The sequence below is a fragment of the Mycobacterium sp. DBP42 genome (assembly GCF_005924235.1).
GTDB lineage: Bacteria > Actinomycetota > Actinomycetes > Mycobacteriales > Mycobacteriaceae > Mycobacterium > Mycobacterium syngnathidarum.
Genome location: NZ_VCMY01000041.1, coordinates 1 through 14,441 on the forward strand (window position 1 = coordinate 1; position 14,441 = coordinate 14,441).

9 protein-coding genes are annotated in these 14,441 nt (G+C 68.5%); 5 read left to right on the top strand and 4 right to left on the bottom strand.

What is annotated here, in order from left to right; all coding sequences use genetic code 11:
- Positions 1 to 324 precede the first annotated feature (324 nt).
- Together groL and E0T84_RS25810 are read right to left on the bottom strand one after the other, a co-directional pair.
- Complete coding sequence (groL, locus tag E0T84_RS25800; protein WP_070185068.1) at positions 325 to 1,947, bottom strand: chaperonin GroEL; 1,623 nt, start codon at positions 1,945 to 1,947, stop codon at positions 325 to 327.
- Positions 1,948 to 2,247: 300 nt separating this feature from the next.
- Positions 2,248 to 3,078: an LLM class F420-dependent oxidoreductase gene (locus E0T84_RS25810; RefSeq protein ID WP_070185067.1), complete on the bottom strand. Its 831-nt coding sequence runs from the start codon at positions 3,076 to 3,078 to the stop codon at positions 2,248 to 2,250.
- A 461-nt stretch (positions 3,079 to 3,539) separates the two neighbouring features.
- Here E0T84_RS25810 and E0T84_RS31955 point away from each other — a divergent pair, with 461 nt between their 5' ends.
- Complete coding sequence (locus E0T84_RS31955) at positions 3,540 to 8,975, top strand: PE family protein (protein WP_171055178.1); 5,436 nt, start codon at positions 3,540 to 3,542, stop codon at positions 8,973 to 8,975.
- A 147-nt stretch (positions 8,976 to 9,122) separates the two neighbouring features.
- Here E0T84_RS31955 and E0T84_RS25820 read toward each other — a convergent pair whose 3' ends face one another.
- On the bottom strand, positions 9,123 to 9,932 hold the full coding sequence (locus E0T84_RS25820) for a sulfotransferase (RefSeq protein WP_070184955.1): 810 nt from the start codon (positions 9,930 to 9,932) through the stop codon (positions 9,123 to 9,125).
- Positions 9,929 to 10,480 carry a TetR/AcrR family transcriptional regulator gene (locus E0T84_RS25825; protein WP_070184954.1) on the bottom strand — a complete coding sequence of 184 codons (552 nt, stop codon included), beginning with the start codon at positions 10,478 to 10,480 and terminating at the stop codon, positions 9,929 to 9,931. The genes E0T84_RS25820 and E0T84_RS25825 overlap by 4 nt, the downstream gene beginning before the upstream one ends.
- A gap of 114 nt (positions 10,481 to 10,594) precedes the next feature.
- Between E0T84_RS25825 and E0T84_RS25830 the strand changes: the two genes are divergently transcribed.
- From E0T84_RS25830 to E0T84_RS25840, 4 genes are all read left to right on the top strand, one after another.
- Positions 10,595 to 11,518 carry an SDR family NAD(P)-dependent oxidoreductase gene (locus E0T84_RS25830; RefSeq protein WP_138745908.1) on the top strand — a complete coding sequence of 308 codons (924 nt, stop codon included), beginning with the start codon at positions 10,595 to 10,597 and terminating at the stop codon, positions 11,516 to 11,518.
- 124 nt (positions 11,519 to 11,642) lie between these two features.
- Positions 11,643 to 12,434 (top strand): hypothetical protein, encoded by a 792-nt coding sequence (locus E0T84_RS25835; protein ID WP_138745909.1) that lies wholly within the window; start codon positions 11,643 to 11,645, stop codon positions 12,432 to 12,434.
- Positions 12,401 to 12,553: a hypothetical protein gene (locus E0T84_RS31960; protein WP_171055179.1), complete on the top strand. Its 153-nt coding sequence runs from the start codon at positions 12,401 to 12,403 to the stop codon at positions 12,551 to 12,553. Before E0T84_RS25835 ends, E0T84_RS31960 begins: the two co-directional genes overlap by 34 nt.
- Positions 12,554 to 12,730: 177 nt before the next feature.
- Positions 12,731 to 14,437, top strand: a complete 1,707-nt coding sequence (locus tag E0T84_RS25840) for a DEAD/DEAH box helicase (protein ID WP_138745910.1) — start codon at positions 12,731 to 12,733, stop codon at positions 14,435 to 14,437.
- The last annotated feature ends 4 nt before the right edge of the window (positions 14,438 to 14,441 follow it).

Consider the following 14,441-nt stretch of genomic DNA (forward strand, 5'->3'; position numbering starts at 1 on the left):
CGGTGGGGGCGGCGGGGGCGGCGCTTGCCGATAGCCGGAATTCTGAGGCGTATGGTCGTCGACGGGGTTCGGTCCCCCGAACGGCGAATGCGGCGGATGAGTCACGCAGCAAACCTGCGCGCGCGGAACGTCGACAATTCGATCTCCCCCCGAAACAAACCACGACAGCTATCAGCGCCCGCACCGTATCACGGTGATCTCACCCCACCGGTCACGGGTTTGCCACAGCGCCCATGGGGTGCAGACGAGCAAACCGACCGCTCGGTCCGACGAAAAATCCCCGGCGCGCCAGGCGCACCGGGGATTTCCCGTAAAGAGCAGGACTTAGAAGTCCATACCGCCCATGCCACCGGTCGGGTCGGCCGCGGGGGCCGCCTTCTCCGGCTTGTCGGCGACGACGGCCTCGGTGGTGAGGAACAGCGCCGCGATGGACGCCGCGTTCTGCAGCGCCGAGCGGGTGACCTTGACCGGGTCGGCAACGCCGGCCTTGAGCAGGTCCTCGTACTCACCGGTGGCGGCGTTCAGGCCGGTGCCGGCGGGCGAGTTGGTGACCTTCTCGGCGACGACGCCGGGCTCCAGGCCACCGTTGAGGGCGATCTGCTTCAGCGGGGCCGACAGCGCGACACGCACGATGTTGGCGCCGGTGGCCTCATCTCCGGTGAGCTGCAGCTCCTCCAGCGACGGAGCCGACTGCAGCAGGGCCACGCCGCCACCGGCGACGATGCCCTCTTCGACGGCGGCCTTCGCGTTGCGGACGGCGTCCTCGATGCGGTGCTTGCGCTCCTTGAGCTCCACCTCGGTGGCAGCGCCGGCCTTGATCACCGCAACACCGCCGGCCAGCTTGGCCAGGCGCTCCTGCAGCTTCTCGCGGTCGTAGTCGGAGTCACTGTTCTCGATCTCGGCACGGATCTGGGCCACGCGACCGGCGATGGCGTCGCTGTCGCCGGCGCCCTCCACGATGGTGGTCTCATCCTTGGTGACGACGACCTTGCGGGCCTGACCCAGCAGCGCGACATCGGCGGTCTCCAGCGAGAGGCCGACCTCTTCGCTGATGACCTGGCCACCGGTGAGGATGGCGATGTCCTGCAGCATGGCCTTGCGGCGGTCACCGAAGCCCGGGGCCTTGACGGCCACAGACTTGAAGGTGCCGCGGATCTTGTTGACCACCAGGGTCGACAGGGCCTCGCCCTCGACGTCCTCGGCGATGATCAGCAGTGGCTTGCCGGACTGGATGACCTTCTCCAGCAGCGGCAGCAGGTCCTTGACGGTCGAGATCTTGGAGCTGACCAGCAGGATGTAAGGATCCTCCAGGACGGCTTCCTGACGCTCGGCGTCGGTCACGAAGTAACCCGAGATGTAGCCCTTGTCGAAGCGCATACCCTCGGTGAGCTCCAGCGACAGACCGAAGGTCTGTGCCTCTTCGACGGTGATGACACCTTCGTTGCCGACCTTGTCCATGGCCTCGGCGATCAGGTCACCGATGGACTGGTCACCGGCGGAGATACCGGCGGTGGCAGCGATCTGCTCCTTGGTCTCCACCTCCTTGGCGGACTTGAGGAGACCTTCGGTCACCTTTTCCACGGCCTTCTCGATGCCGCGCTTCAGGCCGAGCGGGTTGGCGCCGGCAGCGACGTTGCGCAGACCTTCGCGAACCAGGGCCTGGGCCAGAACGGTGGCGGTGGTGGTGCCGTCGCCCGCGACGTCGTCAGTCTTCTTGGCGACTTCCTTGACCAGCTCAGCGCCGATCTTCTCGTACGGGTCCTCCAGCTCGATCTCCTTGGCGATGGACACACCATCGTTGGTGATCGTGGGGGCGCCCCACTTCTTCTCCAGGACGACGTTGCGACCCTTGGGGCCCAGCGTCACCTTTACCGCGTCAGCGAGGGCGTTCAGGCCCCGCTCAAGGCCGCGACGGGCCTCTTCGTCATACGCAATTGTCTTGGCCATTGCGAAGTGATTCCTCCGGTTAGGGGATCGCACGTTCGTTGGTCGGGTTCAGTGCCCGCGACGGACGACCAGGGTGTGCTCCCGCAGGTGCGGCCCCGGTCTCACCGTCCCGACCTAGCACTCACTGATCGAGAGTGCCAACTGCATTCTTAGCACTCGACCAGGGCGAGTGCAAGGTCGTCTGGCCGTGGCCCGGCCATGGGGTTACGCCTCCCCGCTATCTACCGCTGCGCCGTCGCCCGCGCGCCCTGGCGACCCCTGGGTGGAAAGCGGCGACACCAGCGCTCCAGACCAATGGGCCTACGACTGGTACTGGCGTACCTGTTCTGCGAACTCATCAAGTAGGCGTAGCGACTCATCCTTGCCGACGGACGGCAGGAACAGGCCCAGCTGGCCGAAGCCGAGATCCTCAGCGGCACGCCAGTAGTCGGTTTTGACGGGTGCGCCGAACATCATCAGCGGCACGTCGTCGGCACCGCCGTCACGCATCTGTCCGATCCGTTTGGTCAGCTCCGTCCTGGGCAGTGGATTCGAAATCCATCCCGCCTCATGGCGAATCACGCGCTTGACCGTGGCATCGGAGTTTCCGCCGACGTAGATGGGCGGATGTGGTCGGCGGACCGGCTTGGGCCGGCAGTACGACGAATCGAAGTTGACGTAGCTGCCGTGATACTCGGCCGGCTCGTCGGTCCACAACGTCTTGACCGCTTCGATGCTCTCGTCCAGCAGTGCGCCACGGGTTTTCGGGTCGGTGCCGTGGTCACGCATCTCCTCCAGGTTCCAGCCGGCGCCGACGCCCAGCACGAACCGGCCGCCGGAGATCAGGTCGATGCTCGCGGCTTCCTTGGCGGTGTGGATCGGGTCGCGCTGAATCAGCAACGCGACGCCCGTAACGAGGTCGATCGTGGAAGTCACCGCGGCGGCCGCAGCAAGGGTGACGAACGGGTCGAGCGTGTTGTAGTACCACGCCGGCAGGTCCCCGCCGTTCGGATATGGCGACTCGCGGCTCACGGGGATGTGGCTGTGCTCGGCAACGATGAGCGAGGCGAACCCCCGCTCCTCGATCGCGCGAGCAAGCGATACCGGATCGATGCTGTCGTCGTCGACGAAGGTGGCGATGCCGAACTTCATTTCGCCGACGCTACCCGTGCAGGCAGGCCCGACAGTGGGCGAAGGGCAGGGCGGGGCCGGGCTCTGGCCAACTCGGGCCTTCTCAAGTTCCCCGGCGTCACAGTGGTGTTCAAGCGAACCATGCCGCAGCCAGCAACTCTTTTCAGACAGAAATCGACCGAATCATCAAATCCCGGCAAATCTCAAGATCTGGATTCATCTGCATGTTTGACCACCCCCAAAGCCTTGCGGCAAGCAAGGGGGCTCCCGGATTGCTTGCATGCGCAAGCACCACCCGCGGCTGCCTGAGAAAAAACTGAGATTTTCGACAGACGGTGCGTAGATTTCCCCTCGGGTCACGGGTCACCCCTGGTCCAAGGGGATTTCACTACTACTGGAGCAATGTCGTCAGCGACTGGTACCAGTCTCCGCGCAGATATTGACGGAGACGTCAACCGTCCCTGTCGGAGAGCGAGGGGATCGTGGGGAAGCACAGCATGGCGCATGGCCGTGGCCGCAAAGGCGCGGCGGGCCCGATTGCCACGGCAGGACTGGCGAGCATCGCGTTGGCAGGTGCCGGCGTCATGCTCCTTTTGGGCCCGGACTCGCCGACGATGAGGTCGGTGGCCGCCGACGTGCGGCTGGTCAACACCGAGGGCCCGAGCAGTGGTGGCAACTCCGATGCGGGCAAGCCTTCGGACAGCGCCGGTACCGCGGGCAGCTCTGAAACCTCCGGGCCCAACTCCAAGGCAAAAAAACAACGTCACCCCGACGTCAAGCATGTGCAAGAGCGCCTACGTGAGCGCGCTACCGAAGCCACCAAGGCCTTCAACGACCGCGCTGCCGAAGCCACCAAGGCCTTCAACGGCCGCGCGGCCGAAGCCAAGAAGGTTGTCGACGATATCGCCGACGGTGTGGGGCTCAAACGCGGCAACACCACCGGGGACAACGACGACCGGGGCCCGCTGCGCCGACCGAAGTCACCAGCGGCCGCCAAGGCCGACTCGAACGACGGGCCAGCACCCACCACCGCGAACGAGCCGAAGCAGCAGCAGTGGAAGCGGACAGCCGCGAATGTGCTTGCAGACAAAACAATTTCGCACCGCATCAGCGACTTTGCCGACCGGGTGACGGCCGCGCCACCGGCTCCCGTCACCGACGGCAAGCAGCCGGACTCCGGCGTCACCCTCGCACTGCTCGGCGGTCGACCAACAGACCCCGCTCCAGCCGCTCGACAGACATTTGTCGCTGCGACGCCCGCACCGGCACCCACACCGATCAGCCCGATCACCGGGTTGCTGTCCGCGGTCACCCTGGGCACGACCATGGTCCCCAACGCGCCGACGGAGCCGGCCGACATGCCGGGCGTCTGGGCCGTGATGGCCTGGGCGCGTAGGCAATCCGCGTACACCATGGACAACAACACGGCCGCCGCGCGCAACACCCTGGTGGCCCCGACCCTCAACTCGGCGGTGCTCGACCCGACCGAGGTCGTCAACCGCTGGATCTACCAGCCGGTGCACTACGGCACCCAGCTGTGGATCACCAGCCCGCTCGGTTCTGCCGTCGGCGGCGCGATCAATCAGATCTCGGGGCAGTACCTGATAGGCAACGGCGCCGACGGCACCGCGGCCAACCCCGACGGCGGTGACGGCGGCTTGTGGATCGGCGATGGCGGCGACGGTTACGACGGTGCCGCCACGGGTCAGGCCGGCGGCGACGGCGGTGATGCCGGCTGGTTCGGCGATGGCGGAGAGGGCGGTGACGGCTGGGCCGGCATGGACGGCGGCGACGGTGGTGACGGCGGCAGCTTCATGGGCATCGGCGGTGGCGGTGGCAGCGGCGGGGCGTCCACCAACGGCCAGCCCGCAGGCGACGGTGGCCACGGCGGCGACGCCAACGGCTGGTTCTTCGGCATCGCCGGGGACGGCGGCCGCGGCGGCAACGGCATCACCGGTACGAGCGGGGCCGCAGGCGACTGGGACATCGACTACGGCAACGGATTCGGCAACGGCCAGGACGGCGGTGTCGGTGGCGGCAACGGCGGCAACGGCGGCGATGGCGGTGACGCCACCGGATTCGTGTTCGCCAGCGGCGGCAACGGTGGAGATGGCGGGGACGGCGGCACCGGCGGTGTCGGTGGAGTCGGTGCCGAGGGCGACGCCACTCACCTCAGCGGAGGCACCGGCGGAACGGGCGGTACCGGCGGTGGTACCGGCGGAATCGGCGGCGCGGCCGGAGCCGGCGGCGGTTTCTTCAACCTCCTGGGCCACAGCGGCGTCGCAGGCAGCACCGGCAATCAGGGCAGCGGCGGCGACGGCGGGGCGGGTGGCAAGGGCTTCGGTCTCATCACCCCTGGCGCCTCCGGAACGGCGACCGGCGGAGCGGGTGGAGCCGGCGGGTCCGGCGCCCAGTCCACCACCGCCGGAGCCGGTCATGGCGGCGGCGGCGGTGGTGGCGGCGGCGGAGCCGTGCTGAGCGAGACCAACGGCGGAACCGTCGACGGCACGGCCATCGGCGGTGACGGTGGCCGCGGCGGCAACGGCTCGGTGACCGCGGCCGGCGGAGAGGGCGGAACCGGCGGCATCGGCACCGTCTCGGCCGACGGTGCCACCAGCAGCGCCAGCGGCACTGCTCGCGGCGGCGAGGGCGGCACCTCCTTCGGCACCGGAACCGGCGGTAAGGGCGGCGACGCGCTCCTGGGCGCCAAGCTGGGCGGAGTCGTGACCGACGCGAGCGCCGGCGGCGGCACCGGCGGATACGGCTCCAGCGGCGGCACCGGCGGCCAGGGCGGTGCGGCCAACGTCACCGCAGGCTACGAGGGCGGCACCGGCGGCACTGCAAGTGGCGACGCCACCGGGGGCGCCGGCGGCAATGCCACCGGCACCAGCAGCGTCGGCGGTAACGGCGGCAACGGCAGCATTCAGGCCGGCTTCGTCAGGACCGGCATCGGCGGAAACGACGGATCGGCCAGCGGCACCGCGACCGGCGGCACGGGCGGCAATGCAACCGGCGGCGGCCAAGGTGGCGCGGGCAGTATCGGCAGCATCGTCGCCGGCGGCACCGGCGCGGAGGCCAGCGGCACCGCCATCGGCGGCAACGGCGGCAACGGTTACGACGGCGGCACGGGCGGCAAGAGCACCAACGGTCAGATCGCAGCCCTGGCGGACGGCGCGAAGGCAAGTGGCACCGCGCGCAGCGGCGACGGTGGCGACGGCACCGGCGCCGGAAGCGTGGGCGGCGACGGCACAATCGGCAACATCCAGGCCTTCGGTGTGGACAGCGAGGCCGGCGGCACCGCCACCGGCGGTGACGGTGGCGACGCCACCAACGCTGGTCACGGCGGCAGCGGTGGCCAGGGCCGCATCGTCGCCAACGCCACCGGCAGCCAGGCCGTCGACAGCACCGCAACCGGCGGAGCCGGCGGCGACGCCGACGGCGCAACCGGCGCCCTGGGTGGACAGGCCTATGTCTTCGCCGGCACGTTCGGTGACCCGAACAGTGGCGGCGACATCGACGGCGCCACCGCGATCGGCGGTGACTCCGTCAACGGCCAGGGCGGGATCGGCATGGTCCAGGCGATCAACGGGACGATCACCGACAGCAGCGCCACCGGCGCCGACGGCAACTCGGGTGGGCTGGGTGGCTACGCCACGGTCAGCGCCACCAATGGCGGCACCATTTCGGGCAGCCACGCGGCCGGCGGCCAAAACGGCGAGACCGCGATCGGCGGCAATGCCACCATCACCGCCACCGGTACCGGCAGCACTGTGACCAATGCCGACGCCAACGGCGGTAACGCCGGACTCGGTGACGCCAACGGCGGTACGGGAGGCAACGGTGGCGCGGCGACCGTCACCGCGAGCAACGGAGGCGCAGTCACCGATGCGGCCGCCACCGGTGGCAACGGCGGCAACGGCACCAATGGCGGGCACGGAGGTGCCGGTGGTGAGGGGATCGTCTCGGCCACGTCCGCCGGCAGCACCGCCGGCGGCGCGGGAACCGGCGGCGCAGGCGGGGACGGCAGCAACGGTGGCACCGGTGGTGCCGGTGCCCAGGGCGGGGTCATCGCCCAGCGGACCGGAAGCACGGCCACCGGCACGGGCATCGGCGGTGGCGGCGGATCTGCCGACGGGGCAGGTAGCACCGGCGGCAACGGTGCCGGCGGCTGGGTGCAGACCGGGCTCTACGCCGGTCTCGGCGACAGCAGCAAGGCCGACGGGTATGCCCGCGGTGGTGCCGGCGGCGATGCGGCCACCGGCGGCCACGGCGGCGCCGGTGGCTTCGCGACCGTGATCACCACCGGGAACGGCTCCACCGCAGGCGGTTCCGCGTACGGCGGGGCCGGCGGCGACGGCTCTGCCGGAGGGACCGGCGGCGCAGGGGCGCGAGCTCAAATCGTTGCCAAGGGCAATGGTTCTCAAGCCGACGGCACTGCCACCGCCGGCGATGGCGGAAACGGCATCGCCGTCACCGGAGGCAATGGCGGTCAAGCCATCATCAGCGCGGGCCAGAGCTCCGGAACCGGTGGCGCCAACAGCACGGCCGCGGGCACCGCGACCGGCGGCGACGGCGGCACGGGCCAGAACGGAGTCAATGGCGGCACCGGTGGCGGGGCGACGATCACAGCGCGGGGCACCGGTGATTCCATCACCGGCAGCACCGCGGCCGGCGGTGACGGAGTCACGGGGGCCAACGGTAACAACGCGTCGCTCAACACCAGTTTGGGCACGATCACCGACAGCTCCGCCGTTGCGGGCAATGACACCGCGGGGGCCGTCGGCGGCGGAGCCAGCATCGACGTCACCGGCAATTCGACTGGTTCGGTCACCAACACCCACGTCGCCGGCGGCGACGCGGGGAGCGGCAGGAGTGGTGGCAACGCGTCGATCACCGTGACCGGCGGCGCCAAGATCGCTGACAGCTCCGCGACCGGCGGCAAGGGATCTGACACCGCGGTTGGCGGCAATGTCGTCGTCAGTGCTTCCGGCACCGGCACCGCCATCACCAACGCCACGGCAACCGGCGGCAACGCTGGAACCGGAGATACCAACGGCGGCATCGGCGGCAAGGGCGGAGACGTCAAGATGACCGCCGACTCCGGTGGCCAGATCGGAACTGCCGACCACGCTGCGACCGTCATCGGCGGCGACGGTGGCGACGGAACCAACGGCGGTACCGGCGGGGCCGGCGGCACCAATGGGGCCGGTGGCGGCCAGACCGAATTTGTGGCTCGGCATGGCGGCACCGTCTACGGTGAGGTCCGGGGTGGGAGCGGCGGTGACGCTGATGGCGCCGGCAACCTGGGCGGCGAAGGCGGGTTCGGTTACATGAGTGCCGGCCGGGACAATTTGGTGGTGTCCGGTCCCAGCGGCAATTTGACCATAGCCCCCGGCAACAACGCCCTCGCCCACGGCACCGTGATCGGCGGTGACGGTGGATCTGCCACCGGCACAACAGGTTCCAAGGGCGGCAACGGCAGCAGAGTGGCTATCAACGCCGCCGGCCAAGATGCCATCGCCGAAGGCGCCATCACCGGCGGCACGGGCGGCAACGCCACCAACGGCGGTACCGGTGGCGGGGATTCGGGTATTTCCTCGATCAGCGCACTGGGGCCGGATGCGATAGCGACCGGTGTCACCGCATTCAGCGGCGACGGTGGTGACGGGATAGACGGCGGCACCGGCGGCAAGGGCGGATATTTCCAGATCGGCGCCTACAGCTTCAACAATCCTGCCGGCGCCACCTACACCAACAACTCGATGACGGCAGGCGACGGAGGCAGCGGCACCGGCGTCGGGTTCACCGGGGGCAACGGCGCGAACCTCACGCAATCCGCTCCTGGGGCTACCGCCAATCCCGGAAGCCCGATCGAGAACCAGGTGATTACCACCGCCGACGGAGCCGACAACCCGTAGCCGACGGCACACAAGCGAAGGTCCCGCACATCGTCCCTGGCGTGCGGGACCTTTCGCATGTCCCATCCCGCTCGCCAGTTTCTACCGCAGGGCTGTTGCGAGCGCGGCGCAGCGACCCTCAGGTCGAAAACGATGAGTCCCGGCCCCTCACACCACACGCAGATCGCTTGGAATCTTGCCCGCGTCTCGCCAAAACGCATCGTGAACAAAGCGATTGAACAGATCCGGCGGGAGCACGGTCTCCCTGGGTTGGGCTTTCACCTCGCCACGCACGGTGTGCAGGCCAGGGGTCCCGGCCCGATTGTCGAATTCGGTGACGTCGTAGTCGACATGACCGAAGTCGTGTTCGAAGGCGGGCTCACCGATGAAGTCGTAGATGGCCTGCATCACCTCGGCAGGCTCAGAGGTCAGGGTGTCGTATTGCACCACCAGCAGGCGGTCACGTTGGGCGCCGTAGCACGCCTGCTTGAGGGCATCGTAGGGGCCGCCGACCATACCGTCTTGTCCGGCAACGTCATTGGCTCTGGTGTAGACGGTGCCGCCAGGGCTGTAGTTGAAGATCGACGACGGGCTGAACACGTTGCGCTGGACCAAGCGCTCGATGCTGTCGATCACCCACGGCAGATCACGCACGCAGGCAATGACTTTCGCGTCGGGGAACAGTTGCGCGATGGCCGGCATGCGCGCGCACCAGCCACGGTTCGTGTCGAAGACCACCTCGGCGGTGCAGTCGGAGTAGTAGCTGGCGAACAGCCCGCGCAGCATCCGCTCGCGTTTGGCGTCGTCGAGGAATACCGAGAACTCGTTGCGGGCGCTCATCTGGGCGAGCAGGGCATCGAACAAGCCGGCCAACGGACCTGACATTCCCGCTTGGAAGCGCGGGTTCTGTCGTAGCAGCGCGGCCAGAAGTGTCGAACCCGATCGGGGCAGACCTGAGATGAAATGCAGCGTGGTCACTGTGTTCCCTTCGCCCGTAACCCATCGAACACCACGGAGGTGACGTGCTCGGCCGCGTCGGCGTTGTAGCTCTGCATGGCCTGGCAGCCGACCAGGAGCGCCTTGACGTCAGACACCGCGACGTCGCGTCGCACTGTGCCCGCGTTTTGGGCGGCGGCCAGCAGATCGCCGAGTACGGCGAGGTATTCGCCCTCGGCCTCGGGGACCACGGTGTTGACGTCGATGCCCGACCCCGAAAGCGCGTCGACCAGCCCACGGTCAGCTGCGCCCCACTGCAGCACCATCGACCGCAAGAACAGAAATATCGCGTCGGCTGGATCGGCCTCGGCGAGCAGGGTCCGCCCCTCTTCGACTACGCCGCGGATCCGCTCGGCGATCACCGCTTGGAACAACGCTTCCTTGGTCGGGAAATGCCGGTAGACGGTTCCGGCCCCGACACCGGCCCGCCGCGCGATCTCGTCGACAGGCACGGACAAGCCGTCAGCCGCGAAAGTTTCATAGGCGACCGCGAGCACCCTGGCACGGTTTCGTGCCGCATCAGCACGCATTCGCCATCACCTCACACAGCCGTCGACAGAGCATTGACAAACCGGGGCGCACGTTCCGTATAGTCGGTCACAACCGGAGCGCTCGCCCCGTTTAGCCCCTACCAGGAGTCTCTCATGACCAAGTGGACCGCCGCCAAGATTCCGGACCAAACGGGCCGTACGGCCATCGTCACCGGGGCCAACACCGGTCTCGGGCTCGAAACCGCGAAAGCCCTGGCCGCCAAGGGCGCCCACGTGGTACTCGCCGTCCGCAACCTGACCAAGGGCGAGGCCGCCGCCGAATGGATCTCGCGGTCGGTCCCCCACGCCGATCTCGAACTGCAGCGCCTGGACTTGGGCTCCCTGGCTTCGGTACGCGAAGCCGCCGACGCAATCCGGAACAAGCACGACCACATCGATTTGCTGATCAACAACGCCGGCGTGATGACCCCGCCCAAGGAGACCACCGCCGACGGTTTCGAGCTGCAGTTCGGCACCAACCACCTCGGCCACTTCGCACTCACCGGCCTGCTACTCGACCGCCTGTTGCCGGTGACCGGGTCACGCATCGTCACGGTCAGCAGCATGGGCCACCGCTTCACGCCCGGAATCCGGTTCGACGATCTGCAGTGGGAGCGCAGCTACAACCGGCTCCACGCCTACGGTCAATCCAAGCTCGCCAATCTGCTGTTCACCTATGAGCTGCAACGCCGCCTGATCGGGCAGCAGACCGCCGCCCTGGCCGCCCACCCCGGCGGCTCCGATACCGAACTGGCACGCCATCTGCCCCGCGCCGCACAGCGCGCCGTCCCGCTGCTGCGTCCGCTCTTCCAGGAGGCCGCCATGGGTGCGCTGCCGACCCTGCGCGCCGCCACGGACCCGGGTGCCCTGGGCGGTCAGTACTACGGCCCCGACGGGCTCGGCGAACAGAAGGGCCACCCGAAGGTGGTGACCTCCAACGAGCGGTCCTACGACATCGAGCTGCAGCGCCGGCTGTGGGCGGTGTCCGAGGAACTCACCGGCGTGACCTATCCCCAACCGCAGGACGCGCGCGCCTGACTTCCACCGCGCCGCGGCTAGGCTGGCGCCCGTGTCGCTCTGGGATCCCAGAATTGTGCCGCCCCATCCCTGGAGGAGCGCACGCCGAGTGGTTCATCGAGAAGGACGACCACTTGATCACCGCGTGAGCCGCCGGCTGATGCTCGTCTGCGCCGCGTTGGCATCCACGATGCTCGCGGGTTGTGCATCCGGCCGAGACAGCGAGGCCCGGTCCATCGGCACAACGATCCGCGAGCTACCCGGCGTCGGTGCCGTCGAGGTCGACTATGACGACAGCTTCACCCACGGCGAGCACTTCAACCTCGACGTCGAGCTCGACGCTGCAGCCACCGCGCAGCAGGCCCAGGACGTGGTCCACACATTCGTGGCGGCTGCCGGCGACGTCGATTTCGCCTCCCACTACGTCGTGCTGCACATCGGCAACGACAGGGGCGGTGTCGAGCTACGTCCGCTCGCCGACGACGTCGGCCAAACCACCGCAGCTGTCACGCTGTGGTTCGACACGATGTCGTCTCCCGTGGTCGATCGCGTCGCGATGACTGCCGGCAATCCCGCGATCGTGACATTGCGCCAGCCCGTCGACACTCTCGCCACGGAAGAACTGGTCCACCGGCATCCGCAGCTCGGCACGGCACAGTGGCTGTTGCAGGTGCCACCGGCTTACCCGTTCGAGTCGACCAGCACCTACACCTCATACGGCATGATTCCCGACGCCGCCACTGCGCAGGCCTGGACCGAGGTCGTCCGGATCGCGGGGCCGCATCTGGTCAAAGGCACATTCCGCCCGGACCCGGTGACCGGTGTCGCGACATCCGCGATCGAGATCAGTGTCAAGCCCGGAGCCGAGCCCAGGGACTACGCGATCGCGGACCCCATGCGGTGGTGTTGGCCCGGCTCGGCCGGCCGGTCGATCTGACCATCAAAGGCGGCAACAGCTGGGTGGAGGTCACGATCGGCGGCTGCTTCCAGCACGACAAGGCTCATGTCCCGCGCCCGCTCGAGACCCAGCTGGCGCAGGTGTACGAGCGCTGCTGAGCGTTTGCTCCGCGCCGCACTCCGTCGGGGCCGGCGCGGGCCCATGCTGGTCCGGGAACGGCTTGATCCAGGACCCCGTAGCCTGTTCGGCAAGCGACACGCCCGGCATGTTCCTGCAGAGATGCGCCGGCGGAACCCACTGGCCTAGACTGCTTTCCGACTGAGAGGAGGCCTCGGGTGCGGGCTGATGCAGCGCCCAGCACCCAGGCACTTCGGGGCTGGCAGCGCAAAGCGCTGGTGAAGTATTTGACCGCCAAACCGCGGGATTACCTTGCGGTGGCGACCCCAGGCGCGGGAAAGACGACGTTTGCGCTGCGGATCGCGGCTGAACTCCTCAGTGACGGCACGGTCGACGCGATCACCGTGGTGGTGCCCACCGAGCATCTCAAGATCCAGTGGGCCCAATCGGCCGCGCGCAACGGCATCGCGCTCGATCCGAAGTTCAGCAACTCCAACTCACAGACCTCCGCCGAGTACCACGGTGTGGTCGTCACCTATGCCCAGGTGGCCAGCCATCCCACCCGGCACCGGGTGCGCACCGAGAATCGCAGGACCCTCGTCATCTTCGACGAGATCCACCACGGCGGTGACTCGAAGACCTGGGGCGACGCGATGCGCGAGGCATTCGACGACGCGACGCGACGGCTGGCGCTCACCGGCACCCCGTTCCGCAGCGACGACAGCCCGATCCCGTTCGTCAGCTACGAGACGGACACCGCCGGTTTCCAACAATCCACGGCCGACCACGTGTACGGCTACGCCGATGCACTGGCCGACGGCGTGGTGCGGCCCGTGGTGTTCCTGGCCTATTCGGGTGAGGCCCGCTGGCGGGACAGCGCCGGCGAGGAACATGCGGCACGCCTCGGTGAGCCACTGACCGCCGAGCAGACCGCGCGGGCCTGGCGCACCGCGCTGAACCCCGCCGGAGAGTGGATGCCCGCGGTCATCGCGGCCGCCGACAAACGGCTGCAGCAGAAGCGTCAGCACGTGCCCGATGCCGGGGGCATGATCATCGCCACCAACCAGACCACTGCCCGCGCCTACGCCGATCTGCTCACCAAGATCACCGGCGAGGTTCCGACGGTGGTGCTCTCCGACGATCCGGCTGCCTCGGATCGGATCAGCCAGTATTCGGCCGGCACCAGCCGGTGGCTGGTGGCGGTGCGCATGGTGTCCGAAGGCGTCGACGTGCCGCGGCTGTCGGTCGGTGTCTACGCCACGAGCGCGTCGACACCGTTGTTCTTCGCTCAGGCCATCGGCCGTTTCGTGCGGTCGCGCCGCACCGGCGAGACGGCCAGCATCTTCTTGCCGTCGGTGCCGAATCTGCTGCTGCTGGCCAGCGAGATGGAAGCTCAGCGCAACCACGTGCTGGGCAAGCCCCACCGGGAATCGGACGGGCTGGACGACGAGGCATTGGAAGCCGCCGAGAAGCGCAAGGACGAGAAGAGCGAGCTGGAGAACGGCGTCGAGTACCTGGGTGCCGACGCCGAGTTGGACCAGGTCATCTTCGACGGCGCCTCGTTCGGTACAGCGACACCCGCCGGCAGTGACGAGGAAGCCGACTACCTGGGTATCCCCGGTCTGCTCGATGCCGAGCAGATGCGAGACCTGTTGCGCCGCAGGCAAGATGAACAGATCACCAAGCGCACGGCCGAGGCCGCGGTATCGGGTGGCCCGCCACCTCCGCGCACCACGCACGGTCAGCTGCGCGAGTTGCGTCGCGAGCTCAATGCGCTGGTCACCATCGCCCACCACCGCACCGGTAAGCCGCACGGCTGGATCCACAACGAGCTCCGGCGCATCTGCGGCGGACCGCCGGTGGCTGCGGCGACCACCGATCAGCTCAAAGCGCGCATCGAAGCCGTGCGGGACCTGAAGGCCTGACCAC

Coding starts and splice junctions, on each gene's coding strand:
- groL (WP_070185068.1), bottom strand. CDS start 1,947: ATGGCCAAGACAATTGCGTATGACGAAGAGGCCCGTCGCGGCCTTGAG.
- E0T84_RS25810 (WP_070185067.1), bottom strand. CDS start 3,078: ATGAAGTTCGGCATCGCCACCTTCGTCGACGACGACAGCATCGATCCG.
- E0T84_RS25825 (WP_070184954.1), bottom strand. CDS start 10,480: ATGCGTGCTGATGCGGCACGAAACCGTGCCAGGGTGCTCGCGGTCGCC.
- E0T84_RS25830 (WP_138745908.1), top strand. CDS start 10,595: ATGACCAAGTGGACCGCCGCCAAGATTCCGGACCAAACGGGCCGTACG.